Annotated in this window: 22 protein-coding genes; 10 read left to right on the top strand and 12 right to left on the bottom strand. The window is 63.6% G+C overall.

The window, feature by feature from the left end:
- Positions 1–792, top strand: coding sequence for an SDR family oxidoreductase (locus tag IEV75_RS05140; RefSeq protein WP_188451473.1), 792 nt, complete (start codon positions 1–3; stop codon positions 790–792).
- Between the two features lie 13 nt (positions 793–805).
- Here IEV75_RS05140 and IEV75_RS05135 read toward each other — a convergent pair whose 3' ends face one another.
- Positions 806–1,492 (bottom strand): response regulator transcription factor, encoded by a 687-nt coding sequence (locus IEV75_RS05135; protein ID WP_188451472.1) that lies wholly within the window; start codon positions 1,490–1,492, stop codon positions 806–808.
- A 117-nt stretch (positions 1,493–1,609) separates the two neighbouring features.
- On the opposite strand from IEV75_RS05135, the gene IEV75_RS05130 reads away from it, so the two are divergent.
- Entirely contained in the window at positions 1,610–2,113 is a 504-nt protein-coding gene (locus IEV75_RS05130; protein ID WP_188451471.1) for a L,D-transpeptidase family protein, read from the top strand.
- Positions 2,114–2,208: 95 nt separating this feature from the next.
- Here the strand turns inward: IEV75_RS05130 and hslU are convergent, their stop codons facing one another.
- The 5 genes from hslU to IEV75_RS05105 all read right to left on the bottom strand — a co-directional run bounded on the left by hslU (position 2,209) and on the right by IEV75_RS05105 (position 7,134).
- A complete protein-coding gene (hslU, locus tag IEV75_RS05125) occupies positions 2,209–3,510 on the bottom strand; it encodes an ATP-dependent protease ATPase subunit HslU (protein WP_188451470.1) in 1,302 nt (433 codons plus the stop codon).
- Positions 3,511–3,582: 72 nt separating this feature from the next.
- Positions 3,583–4,716 (bottom strand): tRNA epoxyqueuosine(34) reductase QueG, encoded by a 1,134-nt coding sequence (queG, locus tag IEV75_RS05120; RefSeq protein ID WP_188451469.1) that lies wholly within the window; start codon positions 4,714–4,716, stop codon positions 3,583–3,585.
- A complete protein-coding gene (locus tag IEV75_RS05115) occupies positions 4,713–5,270 on the bottom strand; it encodes a Smr/MutS family protein (RefSeq protein WP_188451468.1) in 558 nt (185 codons plus the stop codon). The genes queG and IEV75_RS05115 overlap by 4 nt, the downstream gene beginning before the upstream one ends.
- Positions 5,271–5,276: 6 nt before the next feature.
- Positions 5,277–6,503 carry a murein transglycosylase A gene (mltA, locus tag IEV75_RS05110; protein ID WP_233351753.1) on the bottom strand — a complete coding sequence of 409 codons (1,227 nt, stop codon included), beginning with the start codon at positions 6,501–6,503 and terminating at the stop codon, positions 5,277–5,279.
- Positions 6,451–7,134: a Tim44/TimA family putative adaptor protein gene (locus tag IEV75_RS05105; RefSeq protein WP_188451467.1), complete on the bottom strand. Its 684-nt coding sequence runs from the start codon at positions 7,132–7,134 to the stop codon at positions 6,451–6,453. The genes mltA and IEV75_RS05105 overlap by 53 nt, the downstream gene beginning before the upstream one ends.
- Positions 7,135–7,388: 254 nt before the next feature.
- Here IEV75_RS05105 and secB point away from each other — a divergent pair, with 254 nt between their 5' ends.
- A complete protein-coding gene (gene secB, locus IEV75_RS05100) occupies positions 7,389–7,892 on the top strand; it encodes a protein-export chaperone SecB (protein WP_188451466.1) in 504 nt (167 codons plus the stop codon).
- A gap of 10 nt (positions 7,893–7,902) precedes the next feature.
- Here secB and dnaQ read toward each other — a convergent pair whose 3' ends face one another.
- From dnaQ to IEV75_RS05075, 5 genes are read right to left on the bottom strand one after another with little or no spacing between them, the layout of a single operon-like run.
- On the bottom strand, positions 7,903–8,589 hold the full coding sequence (gene dnaQ, locus IEV75_RS05095; protein WP_188451465.1) for a DNA polymerase III subunit epsilon: 687 nt from the start codon (positions 8,587–8,589) through the stop codon (positions 7,903–7,905).
- Positions 8,586–9,194 carry a dephospho-CoA kinase gene (coaE, locus tag IEV75_RS05090; RefSeq protein ID WP_188451464.1) on the bottom strand — a complete coding sequence of 203 codons (609 nt, stop codon included), beginning with the start codon at positions 9,192–9,194 and terminating at the stop codon, positions 8,586–8,588. Before coaE ends, dnaQ begins: the two co-directional genes overlap by 4 nt.
- Positions 9,191–10,027 (bottom strand): shikimate dehydrogenase, encoded by an 837-nt coding sequence (aroE, locus tag IEV75_RS05085; RefSeq protein ID WP_188451463.1) that lies wholly within the window; start codon positions 10,025–10,027, stop codon positions 9,191–9,193. Before aroE ends, coaE begins: the two co-directional genes overlap by 4 nt.
- Positions 10,024–10,611, bottom strand: a complete 588-nt coding sequence (locus IEV75_RS05080; protein ID WP_188451462.1) for a Maf family protein — start codon at positions 10,609–10,611, stop codon at positions 10,024–10,026. Before IEV75_RS05080 ends, aroE begins: the two co-directional genes overlap by 4 nt.
- Positions 10,608–11,465, bottom strand: coding sequence for a pyruvate, water dikinase regulatory protein (locus tag IEV75_RS05075; RefSeq protein ID WP_188451461.1), 858 nt, complete (start codon positions 11,463–11,465; stop codon positions 10,608–10,610). The genes IEV75_RS05080 and IEV75_RS05075 overlap by 4 nt, the downstream gene beginning before the upstream one ends.
- A 553-nt stretch (positions 11,466–12,018) precedes the next feature.
- Here IEV75_RS05075 and hemE point away from each other — a divergent pair.
- The 5 genes from hemE to IEV75_RS05050 all read left to right on the top strand — a co-directional run bounded on the left by hemE (position 12,019) and on the right by IEV75_RS05050 (position 16,960).
- Positions 12,019–13,044, top strand: a complete 1,026-nt coding sequence (gene hemE, locus IEV75_RS05070) for a uroporphyrinogen decarboxylase (protein ID WP_188451460.1) — start codon at positions 12,019–12,021, stop codon at positions 13,042–13,044.
- Between the two features lie 28 nt (positions 13,045–13,072).
- Complete coding sequence (gene hemH, locus IEV75_RS05065; protein ID WP_188451459.1) at positions 13,073–14,137, top strand: ferrochelatase; 1,065 nt, start codon at positions 13,073–13,075, stop codon at positions 14,135–14,137.
- A complete protein-coding gene (hemJ, locus tag IEV75_RS05060) occupies positions 14,137–14,583 on the top strand; it encodes a protoporphyrinogen oxidase HemJ (RefSeq protein WP_188451458.1) in 447 nt (148 codons plus the stop codon). Before hemH ends, hemJ begins: the two co-directional genes overlap by 1 nt.
- Before the next feature lie 346 nt (positions 14,584–14,929).
- The gene (rho, locus tag IEV75_RS05055) at positions 14,930–16,186 is read left to right on the top strand and encodes a transcription termination factor Rho (protein ID WP_127565091.1); all 1,257 of its coding nucleotides are present in this window, start codon (positions 14,930–14,932) and stop codon (positions 16,184–16,186) included.
- Positions 16,187–16,330: 144 nt separating this feature from the next.
- Positions 16,331–16,960, top strand: coding sequence for a glutathione S-transferase family protein (locus IEV75_RS05050; RefSeq protein ID WP_188451457.1), 630 nt, complete (start codon positions 16,331–16,333; stop codon positions 16,958–16,960).
- 198 nt (positions 16,961–17,158) lie between these two features.
- Here the strand turns inward: IEV75_RS05050 and IEV75_RS05045 are convergent, their stop codons facing one another.
- The gene (locus tag IEV75_RS05045) at positions 17,159–17,839 is read right to left on the bottom strand and encodes a dienelactone hydrolase family protein (protein ID WP_188451456.1); all 681 of its coding nucleotides are present in this window, start codon (positions 17,837–17,839) and stop codon (positions 17,159–17,161) included.
- 81 nt (positions 17,840–17,920) lie between these two features.
- Between IEV75_RS05045 and IEV75_RS05040 the strand changes: the two genes are divergently transcribed.
- A complete protein-coding gene (locus IEV75_RS05040) occupies positions 17,921–18,160 on the top strand; it encodes a DUF6489 family protein (protein WP_188451455.1) in 240 nt (79 codons plus the stop codon).
- 10 nt (positions 18,161–18,170) lie between these two features.
- Complete coding sequence (gene mnmE, locus IEV75_RS05035; protein ID WP_188451454.1) at positions 18,171–19,496, top strand: tRNA uridine-5-carboxymethylaminomethyl(34) synthesis GTPase MnmE; 1,326 nt, start codon at positions 18,171–18,173, stop codon at positions 19,494–19,496.
- Positions 19,497–19,508: the final 12 nt, after the last annotated feature.

The following is a 19,508-nucleotide window of genomic DNA, read 5'->3' as shown; positions in this document are numbered from 1 at the left end:
ATGGATCTGAGCGGCAAAACGGCCATCGTGACGGGCGGCGCCAGCGGTATCGGGCTTGCTGTGGCAAAGGCCCTGCATGCGCGCGGCGCCCGCATCGCCATTGCCGACCTGAACGCCACTGCCGCATCCGATGCAGGCAAGGCCCTTGGCGGTGTCGGTGAGGCGGTCAATGTCGGCGACGAGGCCGCCCTGGTGCGCTTCATCAACAAGGTCGAGCGTACGCTGGGCCCGGTTGATGTCTACATCTCCAATGCGGGCCTTGGCGTGACCGACGGGCCGGGATGGGGTGCAGGCGATGCGCCCAACGCGGCCTGGAACCTGTGCTGGCAGGTCAACGTCATGGGAAGCGTGTTTGCCGCGCGCCATCTTGCCCGCAAAATCGCCGCCCGGCAGGGTCATTTCGTGATAACGGCCTCGGCCGCCGGCCTGCTCGCCCAGATCGGCGATGCGCCCTATTCAGCCACCAAGGCCGCTGCCGTTTCCTTTGCCGAGTGTCTGGCCATCACCCATGGTGATGAGGGGCTGAACGTCCACTGCCTGTGCCCGGAAGGGGTCAGAACGCCCCTGGTGGAGGGCATTGAAGGCGGAGCGCAAGGGCTGGGCGGCTATCTCGAAGCGGAGGAGGTCGCGCAGATACTTCTCAAGGCCATGGAAGACCGGCGCTTCCTCGTCATGACACACGAAAACACGCCCGGCTATGTCGCCACCAAGGGGCAGGACCGCGACCGCTGGGTTGGCGGCATGCGCAAGCTGCGCCGCATGCTGATCGAAAAGCTCGGCCGCCCCATGTGATCAGGCCTGGTAATCAGGCCTGAAGCCGGTAACCGCCCGTATCGGTGACCAGCAGGCGCGCCTTGCCCGGGTCCGGCTCAATCTTCTGGCGCAGCCGGTAGATATGGGTTTCCAGCGTGTGGGTGTTGGCCTCGCGGTGATAGCCCCACACCCGGTCCAGCAATTCCTCGCGGGCCACGGGCTGGCCGCCCGCGCGGTAGAGATATTTCAGAATGCTGGTTTCCTTCTCGGTCAGGCGGATACGCTTGCCTTCCTGATTGACCAGCTGCTTCATGCCGGGCGTGAACACGTAAGGCCCGATATTGAGAACAGCATCCTCAGAGGACTCATAGCGCCTCAGCTGGGTGCGTACCCGTTCCAGCAGGACCCGGAAGGCAATCGGCTTGGCCAGAAAGTCGCTGGCACCGGACTGCAGACCCTTTACATGGTCCTCATCGCCCGACTGCGCGGTCAGAAGTATGATCGGCACGTTCTCGCCTTCCTCGCGCAGGGCGGCACAGGCATCCCGCCCGTCCTGATCAGGCAGGCCGACATCGAAGATGACAATATCAGGATTGTCGCGCCGCACCCGCTCCATACCCTCACCGGCATTGGCAGCGGTCAGAACGGCAAACCCGTCTTCCAGGGCAAACTGCTCGGCAAGCGCCTCGCGCAGGTCCGTGTCGTCATCGATAATGAGAACCGTCTTTTCACCGGCCATGACGGGTCAAACCTCCATGCGATAGGCGCAGTAAGCATACATAGTGCGCGTTGCCCGCTCACGCCAACTGCCTGCCGCCGCTTGCCTTCGGGCGCATCACCGCGCCAAGCTTAAGCCATGAAGATCGTTGCACACACCGGTGGCAAGCTGCGGGCTGGAGGCAAGACCTTGCGCTGCGCGCTTGGCCGTTCAGGCGTCATTCCAGCCCATGACAAGCGCGAAGGGGACGGGGCCAGCCCGGCAGGCATCTGGCCTGTCCGGCGCGCCCTGTGGCGCCCGGACAGGCTGGAGAAACCGCAAACCGCGCTGCCCTTGCAGCCGATCCGGCCTGATGATGGCTGGTGCGATGCGCCCGCCGATCCCGCCTATAACCGGCCGGTGCGCCTCCCCTGGCCGGCGAGCCACGAGGTGATGACGCGCCAGGACGGGCTTTATGATGTCGTTGTGGTGCTTGGCCATAACGACAATCCGCCCGTGCCGGGCATGGGGTCGGCGATTTTCCTGCATTGCGCCAGCGATGATTACAAGCCGACCGAGGGCTGCATCGCGCTGGCGCGCGATGAGCTTCTGGAGCTGCTAAGGGACATGACCACAGCCAGCACGCTGGAAATCCAGGCTTAGGGGACGAAACGCGAATTTGGTGCGGGTTGCCACCCTCGTCCTGAGGGCGAGCGCAGCGAAGCGTCTCGAAGGACGAGGGAAAAGCGCCGTTCGGCCTATAAGATGAACTTCGACAGATCGGCGTTCGAAGCCAGCGTCTTCACGCGCTCATGCACGTAATCGGCATCGATCACCAGCGTTTCGCCCGAACGGTCAGACGCCGTATAGCTGATCTCCTCCACCAGGCGCTCCAGAATGGTGTGCAGCCGGCGCGCGCCGATATTCTCCACGCTCGCATTCACTTCCGCGGCATAATCGGCAATCGCCCCGATCGCGCTGTCATCAAGGCTTAGCTCAAACCCTTCCGTGGCCATCAGGGCGATATACTGGGTGACAAGGCTCGCTTCCGGCTCGGTCAGTATGGCGCGGAAATCATCGCGGGTCAGGGCTTTCAGCTCGACACGGATCGGCAGACGGCCCTGAAGCTCCGGCAACAGGTCGCTCGGCTTGGTCACGTGAAACGCACCCGAGGCGATGAACAGCACATGGTCGGTCTTCACCGGGCCATACTTCGTGGCCACGGTTGCCCCCTCGATCAGGGGCAGGAGGTCACGCTGTACGCCTTCGCGGGACACATCGGCCCCGCGCGCTTCGGAACGGGCTGCAATCTTGTCGATCTCGTCCAGAAAGACGATGCCTTCATTCTCGGTCAGTCTTACCGCTTCGGCCTGGATCTGGCTGTCGTCGAGAAGCCGGTCAGCCTCTTCCTGCAGCAGCGGATCATAGGCCTCCCGCACGGTGGTACGGATAGTCTTGCGACGCCGCCCCATGCCCTTGCCCAGCATGTCTCCCAGATTGATCATGCCGACACCGCCCATGCCCGGCAGGTCCAGCCCCTGCAACGGGTTGGCATCATCAACCAGCTCGATCTCTATCTCCTTGTCGGCCAACTCCCCGGCATGAAGCTTGCGCCGGAAGCTGTCGCGCGTAGTCGTGCTGGCACCGGGGCCGACCAGCGCGTCCAGGACGCGCTTTTCAGCCGCTTCCTCCGCGCGCGGACGCACTTCCTCGCGGCGGCGTTCGCGTACCAGCGAGATCGCGATCTCGACAAGATCACGCACGATGGAGTCAACATCGCGCCCGACATAGCCGACCTCGGTGAACTTGGTAGCCTCCACCTTCAGGAAAGGCGCGCCGGCAAGCTTGGCCAGACGCCTTGAAATCTCCGTCTTGCCGACCCCGGTCGGGCCGATCATCAGGATGTTTTTCGGCGTGATCTCGGCGCGCAAATGTTCATCAACACGCTTCCTGCGCCAGCGATTGCGCAGCGCGATAGCCACCGCCTTCTTGGCTTCATGCTGGCCGATAATATGCCGGTCCAGTTCAGAAACAATTTCGCGCGGCGACAGATCGGTCATGGGCGGTCCTTGCAGTCTGGGAGAAATGAAACCTGCGCTCATGTAGGCAGTGCCTGCACCGGGGAAAACCCTTCAGCCGCCTGCGCCTGCATCTGAACGCGTCCATTCGGCGGCGGCATCCCCATCCGTTTCGGCCGGCAACCGCGTCTCACGTTCAGCTTCAAAGCGCGCCGCATCCAGGCGCGACAGGGCCCAGACCGCCGCGCCGCGCACCAGCGCGCTCTCATCATCCAGCCGTGCCAGGACCGCGTCCAGCGCCGCCGCACCGCTATCATTGCCGAGCGCAATCAGCACATTGCGTACAAACCTGTCCCGTCCAATGCGCTTGATGGGCGAGGCCGTGAAGAAGGCCCGGAACCCGGCATCATCCAGCCGCGAAAGCTCCGCCAGCAAGGGTGCTTCCAGCTCGGCGCGGGCATGAAAGGCGGTTTCGGCCGTGCGCGCGGCAAACTTGTTCCAGGGGCACACCGCCAGGCAATCATCGCAGCCATAGATGCGGTTGCCCATTGCGGCCCGGAATTCGCGCGGTACCGGCCCCTTGTGTTCGATGGTGAGATAGGAGATGCAGCGGCGCGCATCGAGCCTGTAGGGTGCAGGGAACGCGTCTGTGGGGCAGATATCCAGGCAGGCCCGGCACGACCCGCAATGATCGGTTTCCGGCGCGTCGGGCTCAAGCTCGGCCTCGGTCAGCATCACGCCCAGAAACAGCCAGCTGCCCCAGTCCCGGCTGACCAGATTTGTATGCTTGCCCTGCCAGCCCAGACCGGAAAGGGCCGCGAGCGGCTTTTCCATCAGCGGCGCGGTATCGACAAAGACCTTCACGCCCTTGCCCGTCTCGCCATGAAAGGCGCGGGCCATCTGTTTGAGGCGTTTTTTGAGAAGATCGTGATAATCCCGGTTGCGCGCATAGACCGAAATGACGGCGCGGCCGGTGTTCTTCAGATCCTCCAGCGGATCATGGTCCGGCCCGTAATTGAGCCCCACCACCACCGCCGAGCGGGCCTCCGGCCACATGGCAGTGGGGTGGACACGCCGCTCCAGCGTGTCTTCCATCCAGCCCATACTGCCGTGATGACCCGCCTCCACGAAGGCGCGAAGCCGGTCTCCCGCCTCCCAGGGCGTATCGGCGCGGGTGATGCGCACGCCGTCAAATCCGGCCTCGCGGGCCATCGCCCGCACCGTCTCGCTAAGGCTGGCAGTGCTCATTGGCGCAGCATGACATAGAAGGCCCCCGAGCCGCCATGGCGCGCATGGGCTGACGCATAGCCGCTGACGAGCACCGAGAACTCCGGCTCGGCAAGCCATAAGGGGAGCGACCGGCGCAACACGCCGGGCAAAGAAGGCGCATCAGCCTGCCATGGCTCGAACCGGCGCGTATCCTCGGCCCGCATGCCCGCGCCCTTGCCGGTTATCACGAGAATCGTCTGATGACCCTTGATCGCCGCGCGCGACAGGAAGGCCAGGAGCATCTGGCGGGCACGGGCCGCGGTTTCGCCGTGAAGGTCTATGCGCGCGTCAATCTCCACGCGCCCGCGGCGTACCTTGCGCTCGCCGCCGCGTTCGACAGGCGGGCGCGCTGCGCCGGTGTTGAGGGCGCCAATTGCACTTCCCGAAGGCCGCTTGAGCAGGCTTGCAAAATCCTCCGCAGAGGATGGGAGTGCAACCCGCGCACGCTCACCCGGCAGCGGCCGCGCCGTGCGCGAGACCTTGCGCCACAAGGCACGCTCTTCCGCTGTCAGGGTGCGCCTCGGACCCGCCATGACCCCTCATGAGGTGCGCGCAAGGCGCGCTGCGAGATGGCTCGGCAAGAGCAGGTGCCAGCGGGCAAAACTGTTCTGCCGCCCGGCTGTCTGTCCGGCTTCGTCACCCCAGCCAAAGAAAAGGTCACCCCGCACGGGCCCTGTGATCGCCCCGCCGGCATCCTGCGCAATGACCAGCCCGTTCCAGCGTCCTTGCCCGGACACCTCCCCTTGTATGAAGACCGGCACGCCCCAGGCATGAAAGGCCGGGTCAATGGCGAGGCTCGCCATCGGCGTCAGCGGTACACCTTGCGATCCCATCGGGCCGGCACCCGGATCGGCAATCTCCTGCAGGTCGAAGAACACATAGCGCGGATTTTCGTTGAACAGCGGTGTCCAGGCGGTCGGGCCATTACGGATCAGCCAGTTTTCGATATGGTGTTTCGATGCCTGTCCCGGCGGCAGTTCGCCCCGGTCCAGCAGCAGCCGCCCGATAGACACATAAGGGTGCCCGTTATGGGCCGCGAAGGCCGCGCGGCGCTGATAGCCATCATCAAAGACCAGGCGTCCGGAGCCTTGAATCTGCATGAAAAACACGTCTATCGGCCGCCCCCAGGCCAGCGGCACACCGATATTCATCGCCTCGATCTCGGCGCGCGGGCGCGCCTCGTCCGCCCCGCCGAACCGGGCTGCATCCAGACCGGCTATGAGCTGGGACATGTCCCCGCGCGGAGACAGGCCCGGCCGCGCCCGTATTGCCATGGAAAATTCCGGATCAGGGTAGTAGCGCGCCTCGACCATCGGCTCGTAATAGCCGGTCAGGCGGCCCTCGCCGCCAACGGCCACAGGGCGGAAGCGGGCCTCAAAGAACTGCCGGGCGCTTCGGGCATCCAGATTGCCGGCGAGCAGCGACAAGGCCTCGCGGCACACATCATGCCAGTCGCCGGCACGGCCCGCATGGGGTGCACGGTCATTCAGGGGCCTGTCGGCGGGCCGGCGCAGGATCGCGGTGCAACTCTGCCCGAAAGAGGACAGGGCAGCACGCGCATCATGGGTCTGCCAGCCTTCAAGCGCATCGAAGCCTGGCAGAACACGCAGATCGAGCGAAGACGCAGCAGGCGGGCGCGGGCCCGTGGAGGGCGCGTCCGGCACGCTGGCACAGGCTGTCAGGACAAGGGTCAGACAGAGCGCCGCAAGCGCACTAGGCCGGGCGCACGGCGGAAAGCCGCCAGTTCGGGTTGTCGCTCGTGACATCGCGCTCAAAGCTCCAGATCTCCGCTACCGGGTGCAGCGCCGCGATATCGCCTGAAACCACACTGCCGTCGGCAGCGCGGGTCTCATGGGCGATCTCGGCGACGAATCGCACCTTGATCTTGGCCTTGGGCCCGTTAAGGGAAGCTTCCTGCAGCCGCGTTTCCTTGATGCGGTCAATCTCGGTCGTCAGGGTTTCACCCTTGGCGGCGCGCGCCTCGATCGCCTCGCGATAGGCTTTCATCACGCGCGGAGCCAGCAATGGCTCGAGAGCATCCACATCCCCGCGCGCGAACGCGCCGGCAATCATGCCATAAGCCGCGCGAGCGCCCTGGACAAACTCTGCCGCGTCAAAGCCCGGGTCGGCATCCGCAATGGCCTCAAGGCCATCATAGGCGGCCTCCTCGACATCAACGGCGCTCAGCGCCGCTGCCGCCGGCGCGGATGCATCCTGGATACCGGCCGTTTCGCGGGCCGGCACAGACGCCTCGCGGGCGACAGATTTTTCGGCCTCTTCACGCGCATGTTCTTCGGGCGAGCGCCCGACCTGGCGGCCCAGCACCATGTACAGCCTTATGCCGATGAACACGGCAAGGCCCGCGAAAAAGAGTATCTGCAACAATTCCACGCGCATGCACCTCTTTGCCACCGGGCTCCGGCGGTATCTGTGCCCGTCCCTGCCTAACCATATAGGCCGTCAGGCCACTCAGGTCAGCCCGTGCAATGCAGGCTGCGGTTTGACAGGGCGCCACCGAACACCGGCTTGCCCGCCAGGGCGCGCCATGCTACCCGCCCAGACCTTGCAAAGGGAAGCGGGCACATTCCAGCCCTGCTGCCGGCACTTCGATACAAAAAGCCGGTAAACGTCCACAGGAGCTTGCACCGATCATGGCTGACACCCCCAACACACCCGACCAGAGCGCCAACCCGCCCGCCGGGCCGAGCGTGAGAATACTGGGGCAGTACGTGAAGGACCTCTCCTTTGAAAACCCCGGCGCGCCGGACACGCTGCGCGGCAGTGCGGCCCAGCCCAATATCGATCTGGGGATTGATGTGCGCGTGCGCGCCCTGGACAGCGAGAATTTCGAGGTGGAACTTCTGCTGTCGGCAAAGGCGCAGCGTGAAAACGCGACCCTGTTTGTGTGCGAGCTGAGCTATGCTGGCCTGTTCCAGATCCGCGGCATGGACGAGCAGGCGCGTGAAGCCTTCCTGCTGGTCGAGGCGCCGCGCCTGACCTTCCCCTTTGCCCGCGAGATCGTCGCCAGCGCAACGCAGAATGGCGGCTTCCCGCCCCTGATGCTGGAGCCGGTGGACTTTGCGGCCCTCTACCGCCAGCAGCTGGCCCAGCGCGCGCAAGGTGGCGCTGCAAACCCGCCGGCCGGCAACGCCTGATCAGGGCCGTCTATACGCCGAATTTTTTCCAGATGCGTGCCTCTCCCATCTCGGCAACGAACGCCGCATGGAGGGCACGCTCTTCTGTTGTGCTGGCCTGCGGCAGCGCCGCCGGGCGCGGCGGACGCGGCGCATAGCGTACCGTACGGTCTCTGCCCTCCAGCCCGGCAAAGTCGAGCGCGCGCGTGCGCCCGCCATTAAGCTCCAGATAGACTTCGGCCAGCAGGTAGGCGTCGATCAGGGCGCCGTGCTTGGTGCGGCTTTCCAGCGAGATATCAAAGCGTTTGCACAGCGCATCGAGATTGGCCGGCGAGCCTGGAAAGCGCTCGCGGGCCATGGCCGCCGTATCCTTGAAGCGGCTGTCGGGATAGGGGTCGAGGCCGGCGCGCGTCAGCTCCATATTGATGAAGCCGCGGTCGAAGGGCGCATTATGCGCTACCATCACCGCATCGCCCACAAAGTCGATGAAGTCCTGTGCCACCTCTTCAAAATGGGGCTTGTCGCGCAGCATTTCGCGCGTGTGCCCGGTGATCGCGGTGACCTCGGCAGGAATATCGCGATCAGGGTTGATGAGCGCATGAAACTCGCGGCCGGTGGGGATCATGTTGAAGACCTCCACACAGCCCAGCTCGGTCACCCGGTCGCCCTCGAGCGGGTAGAGGCCTGTGGTCTCGGTGTCGAAAATGATCTCTCTCATGGGCCGGGATTCTGACGGCGTTTGCGCAAGGCATCCAGAATGGCGCGCACCTGATGGCGGGCATCATCCACACCTTTTGATGTGTCGATGACGAAATCGGCCCGGTCGCGCTTGTGCGCATCCGGGGTCTGCCGGGACAATATCATGTCCAGCTTTTCAGCATGCATGCCGTCGCGGGCGAGCACCCGTGTCCGCTGGATGTCCGCGGGGGCCGACACGACCACGACCACATCGACATGGGCCTCCATCCCCGTCTCGAACAGGAGCGGAATGTCGAACAGCACACACCAGGCGCCGTCAGCGCGGGCCTGTTCCAGGAAAGCGGCGCGGCGGGCGGCTACCAGCGGGTGCACGATGGCTTCAAGGCGCGCGAAATCGTCCGGCTGCCTTTTCAGATGAGCGCTCAGCTTGTCCCGGTTCACACACCCGTCAGCCACAATATCTGGAAAGGCCATGCTGAGCGGTGTCACCGCCTCGCCGCCTGGCGCATACATGTCGGCCACCGCTGCGTCCGCATCGAAGACGGGTATGCCTTCGGCCGCAAACAGCGAGGCGGTCGTGCTTTTGCCCATGCCTATGGAGCCTGTCAGCGCGACGGTAATCATGTGCGGACCTCCAGCGCGGCCTCCAGCATGGCCCTGACCGGCGTACCGGCAGGCGCCGGCTGGCCAAAGAACATCTCGAAGGCCGGGCGGGCCTGTCCGATCAGCATGGAAAGCCCGTCCGCGCTCTTCAGCCCGCGCGCCCGCGCCTGCTTCAGAAGGGGCGTCTCGAGCGGTGCGTACACCATGTCGAAGACGGCCGCGCTGGCGGGCAGAATGTCGAGCGGCAAGGTCAGGGCAGGCTGGCCGGTCATGCCAAGCGAGGTCGCGTTGATGACGAGGCGCGCGCCCTCAAGCGCTGCCCCTGCGTCCGCCAGCGCGTGAACTTCAGCCGCGCAGCCCATGGAGCGGACAAGCTGTGCCGCCCGGCCCGTATTGCGGTTTATGATCCGGACCGGCGTATCGTCAGCCGTGAGCACATGAAGCGCTGCCCGTGCCGCTCCGCCAGCACCGATGAGTACTACAGGGCCCGTTCCCGCCTGCCAGCCCGCCTCATCAAGCGCGGCCCGGACGCCGGCAATATCGGTGTTGTCAGCCGATACACCGCTGGCGCCAAACATAAGAACATTCGCCGCGCCGCAGGCGCGCGCGCCCTCGCTTGCCTCATCGGCCAGAGCGAGCGCAGCTTCTTTGTGCGGCAGGGTGACATTGATCCCGCAATACCCTTCATCGCGCAGGCGCGACACGGTGGCGGCAAACGCGTCAGGCTCTACAGCAATGCGTTCATAGCTCCCGGCAAGGCCGGCATCGGCCAGCCACGCCTCCATCATCAGCGGCGAGAGCGAGTGGGCGACCGGCCAGCCGGCCACTCCGGCTTTCAGACCGGGCCCGGTCATGGCTCAAGCACACCGTGCTGGCGCAAGGCACCGAGCAAGGGCAGGAGTGGCAGGCCCAGAACCGCGAAGAAATCGCCCTCAACCCGCTCAAAGAGCTGGGCACCGAGGCCTTCATAGGCGTAACCGCCCACGCCCGCAGTCAGGATCGGCCCGGCCTCTCGCATATACCGGTCGAGAAAGGCATCGGAGACCTCGCGTATCTGCATCTCGCAACGGCTCTGATGCTGCCAGACAATCTCGCCATCGCGCGCCAGTACCAGCCCGCCGACAAGCGCATGAGCCTTGCCGCGCAACATTTCTAGGCGCGCACGGGCCTCTGAATGATCGCGCGACTTGTCATAGGCCCGGCCCTCGAATTCCAGCACCTGATCGGCGCCCAGCACGAGTTTCCCCGCCTGGCGCGGCGAAACCGCAAGTGCCTTCTGCCGGGCAAGCTCCAGCGCGAGCGCGGCCGGCGTTCCGGCAAATCGCGCCTTCACCGCGCCTTCATCGATATCGGCCGGATCTATGGTGAAGGGAACACAGGCCTTTTCCAGAATGGCGCGCCTTGATGCCGAACCGGAGGCCAGTACCAGCTCCGTCATGGCTTGCCCCCTGACATCTTGCCCCGGTGTTCGGTGAGAAGATTGATGATCTTGGCCGCTGTCTCCTCGATGGATCGCCGCGTGACATCAATCGAGGGAACATTGTGGCGTGCAAACAGGCGCTTGGCGAAAATCAGCTCGTCCTTGACCGCACCTTCATCAACATACTCGGTCGAGCGGTCCTCATTCAGGTTCAGGAGCCGGTTGCGCCGGATCTGGATTATCCGCTCAGGCGTGGCATAAAGCCCTACCAGAACGGGCTTTTTCAGCGAGAACAGATCGGGTGGCAGGGGTGTTTCGGGCACCAGCGGAATATTGGCTGCCCGCACACCGCGATTGCCCAGATAAATAGAAGTAGGGGTTTTCGAGGTCCGGCTGATGCCCAGCAGGATCACATCCGCGCTCGCCAGATCATCACCCTGCCCGTCATCATGGGCCATGCAGTAATTCATCGCCTCGATACGCCTGTAGTAATCCGCATCGAGCGTACGCTGGGCACCGGCCCGGCCCGTCATGGGCGCGCCGAGATAGGCTGAGAGCGTGGTCTCGATCGGATCAAGAAGGGCGATCGCAGGAATGGAAAGCTCCGCGCAGCGTGTTTCCAGAGCCTCGCGCAGCTCGGTATTGACCACGGTGTACATGACAACACCCGGAAAGGCCGCCACATGCTCCAGCGCCCGGTCCATCTGGCGCGGCGAGCGCACCAGCGCGAAGAGATGTTCTATTGGCTGGCCCCGTTCAAACTGGGCGGCCGATGCGCGCATGGCGCTCATCAGTGTCTCACCCGTGGAATCGGAGATCATGTGAACATGAAAATAGGTCTTTATGTCCGGCGCGCGCTGGGAAGCTGGCATGGTATCCTTCCTGAAGGCGGTTTGGTCCCGGTCCCGTCGGGTGTCAGATCAAGCGTTAGCCCGTTCCGCCCGGCCTGTGAACAAGTTGTCGGCAACGTGCTCAGCCTGTCCCCGCTAATGCCGGGCGCGCAGCCCCGACTCCGGTGCAGCCCGGATTCACGCACAGCCCATCCCCGCTCATCCACGACGGCGCATAACACGCCCGGCGCAAAAGCATGGCGTGTGGAGCTGCCCGGCATAACCCTGATAGCTGCATCTTCTATCCCCGGCCGGCCTGCCAGCTTAATAAATTGTTAAACAATATGAATTTTGGGTTAATCGCAAAATCAACACAGCGCGCATGTCCGCCAGTGCGGCAGATTTGCCCACAGGGTGTGAAATCTGCGGATAACACGGTAAGGAAACAGCGTTTTCCACGATGCTGACAGGCCTACGACTCATCTCCTCCCAAATTTTCTTTTTCCATTAAAAGAAAAAGGTATGGAAGAAATCACCCAGGCCCCCCGCCAGGTGCTGGCTGGCAGGATCCGATCATATGAAGGGGTAGTGGTCCATGACCGGACGCGCACTTTTGAAGGTTCTGGGTGGAGAGACCCTGAAGACACCGCCGGTCTGGCTCATGCGGCAGGCGGGCCGCTACCTGCCCGAATACCGGGCCGTGCGTGCGCAGCAGCCTGATTTCATTGCCTTCTGCCTGAGCCCGGAAGCGGCTGCCGAAGTGACGCTGCAGCCCATCCGCCGCTACGGCTTCGATGCCTCCATCGTCTTTGCCGACATATTGCTCATCCCCCATGCCATGGGCCAGAAGGTCTGGTTTGAGAAGGGTGAGGGCCCGCGCCTGGCGCCAATGAGTCTCGAGGCTTTGGCAGCTCTTGGGCCGCAAGGGGCTGCCGACCGGCTGTCACCGGTGTGTGAGACCTTGAAACGCGTGCGCGCAGGCCTGCCTGACAGCTGCACGCTTATTGGCTTTGCCGGCGCCCCGTGGACTGTGGCGACCTACATGATTGAGGGCGGTGGATCGAAAGACCGCTGGAAGGCGCGCACCGCCGCCTGGAGCGAGCCAGAGACGTTTGACCGGCTCCTCGCCAACCTTGCCGATGCGACGGCTGATTATCTCATCGCTCAGGCAAAGGCCGGCGCAGATGTGTTGAAAATCTTCGAAAGCTGGGCTGAAGGCCTGCCTGCGCCCCTGTTCAACCGTGTGGTCATCGCGCCGACGCGGCGCATTGTGGAGCGGCTGCGCGCTGCCGGTATCACTGCCCCGGTCATCGGCTTTCCCAAAGGGGCCGGCCCGCACTATGTGCGCTATGCCGGAGAAACCGGGATTGACGCCATAGCCACCGATCACGGGCTGGATACCGAGTGGGCTGTAGCGAACTTGCCGCGCTCGATGCCCGTGCAGGGTCAGCTCGATCCGGCAGTGCTCAAGGCGGGCGGTGAGGCGCTGAAATCGGAGGTCAGCCGTTTGCTCGACGCATGGAGGGGGCGGCCCTATGTCTTCAATCTCGGACACGGCATCAATCCTGATGTGCCGCCTGAACATGTAAGCGAGCTGCTGGCGCTCATCCGCGGGCAGTAGCGCGCGTCAAGCCAAGCCGGAGGCAGTCATGAGCCGCAAAATCGCTGTCGTACTGTTCAATCTGGGCGGGCCGGATGGTCAGGACAGCGTGAAGCCTTTCCTGCGCAATCTTTTCAATGATCCGGCTATCATCTATGCGCCGTGGCCTGTCCGGCCACTGCTCGCCTGGCTTATTTCCACCACGCGCGGGCCCAAGGCAGCAAAAGAATACGCCAAGATGGGCGGCGGCTCACCCATCGTGCCGGAGACCACCCGTCAGGCCGAAGCGCTCACGGCAGCCCTCAATAAAGCCCTGCCCGGCGATGAGATCCGCTGTTTTCTCGCCATGCGCTACTGGCACCCGTTTACCCATGAGGCTGTGGAGGCGGTGAAGGCCTGGGGCGCTGACGAAATAGTTCTGCTCCCCCTCTATCCGCAGTTCTCGACAACGACGACCGCGAGCTCGCTGAAAGCCTGGCGGGATGCAGGCGGGCCGGAAGGCCGCACGATATGCTGTTTTCCGCGCGAGACTGATTTTATCGCCGCCCATGCCGGTCTGATCCGCGAAGCCTGGGAGAAGGCGGGAAGGCCGCAGAATGTGCGCGTGCTTCATTCCGCCCATGGCCTGCCAGAGGTGACGATCCAGCGCGGCGACCCCTATCAGTGGCAGGTTGAGGAGACGGTGAAGGCGGTAACCGCGCTACTGCCGGAGCTGAGCGACCACATCACCTGTTTCCAGTCCAAGGTCGGCCCGCTTGAATGGATTGGGCCGTCGACCGAAGAGACGGTGGAAGAGGCGGCCAAGGAGGGAAAACACATCATCCTCTCGCCGATCGCCTTTGTGTCCGAGCATATCGAGACACTCGTGGAGCTGGACGAGGAATATGCCGAGCTGGCGCATGAGCACGGCGCAGCGGGCTATGCGCGCGTGCCGGCTCTGGGCGTAACGCCGGATTTCATCAAGGCACTGGCCGGCCTGGTGGTTTCGGCACTCAACGGCCCGGTTGGGCTGAAGCCGCCTGGAGGCACGCCAGTATGCCCGGCTGAATTTGGCCGCTGCCCCTGCCGCGAAGCGGTTTATAAATCAGCGGAAAGCAAGCCCGAGGCCGCCTGATGGATTTCCTCCTGCCCCATTATGATGTGCTTAAGGCCCTGCACATCATAGCCGTGATCTTCTGGATGGCCGGCATGCTCTACCTGCCGCGCCTGTTCGTGTACCACCACACGGCACAGCCTGGCGGGGAGCTGGAGGCGGCGCTTCTCACCCAGGAAAAGAACCTCAATCGCATCATCATGGGCCCGGCGCTTGTCGCGGTCTGGCTCTTTGCCGTTTTGATGATCGCGGCTAACCCTGCCCTGTTCAGCCAGGGCTGGTTCCATGCCAAGCTGGCGTTTGTCATTGCGCTGTCCGGCATTCACGGCTTTTACGCTGCCAGCGCAAGACGCTTTGCCGCGGGGGAACGCCCGCGCAGCGAGAAATTCTGGCGCATCATGAACGAAGTCCCGGCGATTGCGGTGATCATCATTGTGCTTCTGGCGATACTGAAGCCTTTTGCTTGACGCCGGCCCGGCCATGTGTCACGCCTAGCCGGTAACCGGCCGCTTGCGGACGGCTTCCCCCCTTATCGTGCAGTTGCAGGCGGACCGCTTTGCCAATGTGCACGCCCTCGAGAACACATCAGCACCCGCACGCAGGCCTCACAGCTGGCGATCGCGGGCCAGGAACCAGCAGAACATGCCGGGGCATTGGTCCAGAGGCATGGCTGCTTATCTTGACGGCCGTTCCCGGCCCCGGCTGTTCATTATTCCGTCCGCTCTACAAAAAGATCTCCCCATGACCGACCAGAACGACACCCCCGAAACCGATCTCGACGACATCGCAACGCCGACCCCTGATGGACGGCGCATGTCCTTGCAGGAGCTGAAGGAAAAGTCTCCGGCAGACCTTCTCCAGCTCGCCGAGAGCCTCGATATCGAGAACGCCGCCTCGCTGCGAAAGCAGGGCATGATGTTTGCGATCCTGAAGGCGCTGGCCGAGGAAGGCGTGGAGATTCATGGCGGCGGCACGCTGGAAGTGCTGCAGGACGGGTTCGGCTTCCTGCGCTCGCCAGAGGCCAACTACCTGGCCGGGCCGGACGATATTTATGTGTCGCCCAACCAGATCCGCAAATTCGGCCTGCGCAATGGCGACACGGTGGACGGGGAGATTCGCGCGCCGCGCGATGGCGAGCGCTATTTCGCGCTTCTCAAAGTCAACGCGATCAACTTCCAGCCCACCGATCAGGCCAAGCACAAGGTCCATTTCGACAATCTGACCCCGCTCTATCCCGAGAGCCGGTTCATCATGGAAAACCCGGACCCGACCAAGAAGGACCGTACGGGCCGCGTGATCGACATCGTTGCACCGCTCGGCAAGGGCCAGCGCGCGCTGATCGTCGCCCCGCCGCGCACGGGCAAGACGATGGTTCTGCAGAATATCGCCCACGCCATCGAGACCAATCACCCGGAATGCTACCTCATGGTACTGCTCATCGATGAGCGCCCGGAGGAAGTGACCGACATGCAGCGTACCGTGAAGGGCGAGGTTATCGCTTCGACCTTCGACGAGCCGGCCACGCGCCACGTCCAGGTCGCCGAAATGGTGATCGAGAAAGCCAAGCGTCTGGTCGAACATGGCCGCGATGTGGTGATCCTTCTGGATTCCATCACCCGCCTTGGCCGCGCCTACAACACGGTGGTGCCAAGCTCCGGCAAGGTGCTGACTGGCGGTGTGGATGCCAACGCCCTGCAACGCCCGAAGCGCTTCTTCGGCGCGGCCCGCAATATCGAGGAAGGCGGTTCGCTGACGATCATCGCGACCGCCCTCATCGATACCGGCAGCCGCATGGACGAGGTGATTTTCGAGGAGTTCAAGGGTACGGGTAATTCCGAGATTGTCCTTGACCGGAAAGTCGCCGACAAGCGCGTCTTCCCGGCCATCGACATCCTCAAATCCGGCACCCGGAAAGAGGAGCTGCTGGTCGACAAGAAGAATCTCGCCAAGACCTATGTGCTGCGCCGCATCCTCAACCCGATGGGCCCGCAGGACGCGATCGACTTCCTGCTTGGCAAACTGAAAGAAACCAAGACCAATGACGAGTTCTTCGACTCGATGAATACGTAGGGCTTTAGCCACCCCCCATTCAAATCACCTCACTCTGGACGCGTTGTTCAGAAAGGTGTTTCTCATGAGCAGACTTACGTTGGTTCTGATCTGGCTGGTTCTTCGGGAGGTCAGGTCCATTTTGTTGATCTGGAGCTTGAAGCGATGAGCCACGACGCAAACCTGATCCTGTTCCACGCCCCCATGACCCGTTCCATCCGCGCCCGCTGGGCGATGGAGGAGATGGGGCTGGATTACCGGCTGGAGCGTGTGGCCTTTGACCGGGGCAATGTGGGCGGCGATGAATACCGCAAGATCCACCCCTTACAGAAAATCCCGGCCCTGAAAGACGGTGACACGGTGATCCTGGAATCGGTTGCGATCCTGGAATACCTCATCAATCGATACGGCCCGACGCCTTTGCGTGTGGACCCGTCTGAATCCGGTTACCCGCGCTATCTGGAATGGCTGCACTATGCCGAGGGCTCGCTGGGCATGCCGGTGAACTTGCTGCTGGCCCATACCACCCTCCTGCCCGAAGCCCAGCGCAATGAGGGCATCGCCCGCTGGGCCAAGAAGGAAGTTGAAAAGCATCTTCAGCTGATCGCGACGCGCGGGCTCGAAGGCCGCGACTGGCTGGCCGCTGACCGCTTTACGGCTGCCGACATATCAGTCGGTTACCTGTTGTATTTACTGAAGATTATCCGCCAGCTGAAAGACGCGCCACCCGCCATACAGGCCTATTGGGAGCGGCTGACGGCCTTGGAAAGCTGGCAAAAGGCAAGCGCGGAATAGGGCTAGGTCTTTCGCCCTTCGTCATTCCGGCGAAAGCTAAGAACCATATCCGGGTCCCCGGCCCCTGAGCCGGGGTCCATGTCCACGCACTGGGTTTTTCCCATGGGTCCCCCGTCGGGGCGGGGGACCCCGGTGGAGAGGCAAGCCGCACATAAGACAGTCCACCCGCATAAGGTGGCTGATGACCAGCCCAGCCCCCTACCCCAGATGCTTGTCAAAGAACGCCATGGTGCGGTTATTGGCCGTTTCGGCGTCGCCGCGATGGAAATGGGCACCGCCGACGCGGGCAAAGGCGTGGTCGCGCTCCGGATAATGATGCATTTCCACGTTAGGATTGGATTTCAGCCCGTCCATAACGGCCTTCTGCGCCTCCGGCGGCACAAACTGGTCCTTGCCGGCAATGTGTAGCAGCAGGGGTTTGGTGATCTTGCCGCCCTCGCCCAGGCGGTCCTGGATGCCGACGCCGTAATAGCCGACGCTCGCATCGCAGTCCGTGCGGCACGCCGTGAGATAGGCCAGCAGCCCGCCCAGGCAGTAACCGACGGCACCAACCTTCGCTGCCCCCTCGCCGCGCGCATGGGCGATGGTGGCCGCGATGTCTTCGACGCCCTTGTCTGGATCGAACTTACCAAACAGATCAAAAGCCTGCTTCCATTCGGCGTCCGTCTGGTCGGTCAGCTCGATGCCTGGCTCGATCCGCCAGAAAAGGTCGGGGCAGATGGCCCGGTACCCGCTGGCGGCCAGATCGTCGCAGATATCGCGCATCACCTGATTGATGCCGAAGATTTCCTGGATCACGATGATGGCGGGGCCTGTCCCGCGCGCATAGGCGCCGAAGCTGCCGTCCTTGGTGGAAATGGTAAGGGTTTCGGCGGACATGTTGTCTCCTTTGGCTTCCGGCGCGGAGCGGCTTATGGTCGGCGCACAAGGCACCATCCCCCGAACCAAGACGAGGCAGGCATGAAGGTCAATATCGAAATCGACTGCACCCCGGCCGAGGCGCGGGCCTTTTTCGGTCTGCCCGACGTGACTCCGCTCAACGAACAGCTCGTCGGCGAAATGAGCAAGCGGATGAGTGCGAATATCGAGGCGCTTGAACCCGATGCGCTTATGCGCAACTGGATGAGCATGGGTGGGGAATGGCAGAAACAGTTCATGTCGCTGATGAACCAGGCCGCTGGCGGCAAGTCCGGCAGCTAGACGCCGCGCCATGACCGATACGATTTTCGCTCTGGCGAGTGGTGCCGGGCGCGCAGGCATTGCCGTGGTGCGCGCTTCCGGGCCGGATGCAGGCCGGGTTCTCTCTGTTCTGGCGGACGGGCTGCCGGCGCCGCGGCGTGCCGCGCTGAGAGCACTGACGCGCCCTGACGGCACGACCATAGACACGGCGCTGCTGCTCTGGTTTCCCGGCCCTGCTAGCTTTACCGGCGAGGATGTTGCCGAGTTTCACATTCATGGTGGTCCCGCCGTCATCGCGGCGCTCATCGAGGCCCTCATGGCCGAAGGTTTGCGCCCGGCGGAACCGGGCGAGTTTTCACGGCGCGCCTTTGCCCATGGCCGGATGGATCTGACAGAGGCCGAAGGTCTGGCGGACCTGATTGACGCCGAGACCGAAGCGCAGCGCCTGCAGGCGCTGGCCCAGATGGGCGGCGCTCTGGCTTCGCTCTATGGCGAGTGGCGCGAGGCGCTGATCGAGACGCTCGCGGCCATTGAGGGTGAAATCGACTTTCCCGACGAGGATGATGTACCCGAAGGCCTGTCGGAGCGGGCAGGCCCGCCTCTGCAGGCCCTGTGCGCCAGCATGCGCGCGCATCTCGCCGACAACCATCGCGGGGAGCGCATACGCGACGGCTTCACGATAGCGGTAATCGGCGAGCCCAATGCCGGAAAGTCCAGTTTTATCAACTATATGGCCAATCGCGAGGCCGCCATCGTCAGCGATATTCCCGGCACCACACGCGACATTGTCGAAGTGCGCCTGATACGGGCCGGTTTCGTCGTCTACATGGCCGATACCGCCGGCTTGCGTGAAGCATCCGACACGATCGAGGCCGAGGGCGTGCGCCGGGCGCTCGCCAGGGCCGAGAGCGCCGACATGCGCTGCCTCATGATCGACGTTTCACGTGAAACGCTGGATATGGCACACATCGCCATGCTGCGCCCCGGCGATGCCGTGCTGCTGAACAAGACCGATCTGGGAAGCGCGGTCCTTGCCGTGCCGGAGGGCGTGGCCAGCTTTGCGGTTTCAGTCACGCAGGCGGTGGGCCTGCAAGCTTTCAACGCCTGGCTGGACGGCGAGCTGGTAGCAAGGCTGGGCGGGGCCGAGGCGGCGCCCTTGTCGCGTGCCCGCCATCGACAGCTCGTTGAGCGGGCCCTTGGCTCGCTGGAGGAGGCGTTATCGCTTCTGGCCTCGCGCCCGGAGCTGGCAGGCGCAGAAGTGAACCGGGCAATCCGCGCGCTGGGCGAGCTTACCGGTGCGGTGGATATCGAGGACGTGCTGGACCGCGTGTTCAGCCAGTTCTGCATCGGCAAATAGGCCGGTAACTCG

Source organism: Glycocaulis albus, assembly GCF_014639075.1.
GTDB lineage: Bacteria > Pseudomonadota > Alphaproteobacteria > Caulobacterales > Maricaulaceae > Glycocaulis > Glycocaulis albus.
Note: the sequence above shows the minus strand (reverse complement) of the source record. Positions and strands in the feature narration are given on the sequence as shown.

Excerpts from the sequence above, each read along its gene's own strand:
- IEV75_RS05140 (WP_188451473.1), top strand. The coding sequence starts at position 1 with ATGGATCTGAGCGGCAAAACGGCCATCGTGACGGGCGGCGCCAGCGGT.
- IEV75_RS05135 (WP_188451472.1), bottom strand. The coding sequence starts at position 1,492 with ATGGCCGGTGAAAAGACGGTTCTCATTATCGATGACGACACGGACCTG.
- IEV75_RS05130 (WP_188451471.1), top strand. The coding sequence starts at position 1,610 with ATGAAGATCGTTGCACACACCGGTGGCAAGCTGCGGGCTGGAGGCAAG.
- hslU (WP_188451470.1), bottom strand. The coding sequence starts at position 3,510 with ATGACCGATCTGTCGCCGCGCGAAATTGTTTCTGAACTGGACCGGCAT.
- queG (WP_188451469.1), bottom strand. The coding sequence starts at position 4,716 with ATGAGCACTGCCAGCCTTAGCGAGACGGTGCGGGCGATGGCCCGCGAG.
- IEV75_RS05115 (WP_188451468.1), bottom strand. The coding sequence starts at position 5,270 with ATGGCGGGTCCGAGGCGCACCCTGACAGCGGAAGAGCGTGCCTTGTGG.
- mltA (WP_233351753.1), bottom strand. The coding sequence starts at position 6,503 with ATGTCACGAGCGACAACCCGAACTGGCGGCTTTCCGCCGTGCGCCCGG.
- IEV75_RS05105 (WP_188451467.1), bottom strand. The coding sequence starts at position 7,134 with ATGCGCGTGGAATTGTTGCAGATACTCTTTTTCGCGGGCCTTGCCGTG.
- secB (WP_188451466.1), top strand. The coding sequence starts at position 7,389 with ATGGCTGACACCCCCAACACACCCGACCAGAGCGCCAACCCGCCCGCC.
- dnaQ (WP_188451465.1), bottom strand. The coding sequence starts at position 8,589 with ATGAGAGAGATCATTTTCGACACCGAGACCACAGGCCTCTACCCGCTC.
- coaE (WP_188451464.1), bottom strand. The coding sequence starts at position 9,194 with ATGATTACCGTCGCGCTGACAGGCTCCATAGGCATGGGCAAAAGCACG.
- aroE (WP_188451463.1), bottom strand. The coding sequence starts at position 10,027 with ATGACCGGGCCCGGTCTGAAAGCCGGAGTGGCCGGCTGGCCGGTCGCC.
- IEV75_RS05080 (WP_188451462.1), bottom strand. The coding sequence starts at position 10,611 with ATGACGGAGCTGGTACTGGCCTCCGGTTCGGCATCAAGGCGCGCCATT.
- IEV75_RS05075 (WP_188451461.1), bottom strand. The coding sequence starts at position 11,465 with ATGCCAGCTTCCCAGCGCGCGCCGGACATAAAGACCTATTTTCATGTT.
- hemE (WP_188451460.1), top strand. The coding sequence starts at position 12,019 with ATGACCGGACGCGCACTTTTGAAGGTTCTGGGTGGAGAGACCCTGAAG.
- hemH (WP_188451459.1), top strand. The coding sequence starts at position 13,073 with ATGAGCCGCAAAATCGCTGTCGTACTGTTCAATCTGGGCGGGCCGGAT.
- hemJ (WP_188451458.1), top strand. The coding sequence starts at position 14,137 with ATGGATTTCCTCCTGCCCCATTATGATGTGCTTAAGGCCCTGCACATC.
- rho (WP_127565091.1), top strand. The coding sequence starts at position 14,930 with ATGTCCTTGCAGGAGCTGAAGGAAAAGTCTCCGGCAGACCTTCTCCAG.
- IEV75_RS05050 (WP_188451457.1), top strand. The coding sequence starts at position 16,331 with ATGAGCCACGACGCAAACCTGATCCTGTTCCACGCCCCCATGACCCGT.
- IEV75_RS05045 (WP_188451456.1), bottom strand. The coding sequence starts at position 17,839 with ATGTCCGCCGAAACCCTTACCATTTCCACCAAGGACGGCAGCTTCGGC.
- IEV75_RS05040 (WP_188451455.1), top strand. The coding sequence starts at position 17,921 with ATGAAGGTCAATATCGAAATCGACTGCACCCCGGCCGAGGCGCGGGCC.
- mnmE (WP_188451454.1), top strand. The coding sequence starts at position 18,171 with ATGACCGATACGATTTTCGCTCTGGCGAGTGGTGCCGGGCGCGCAGGC.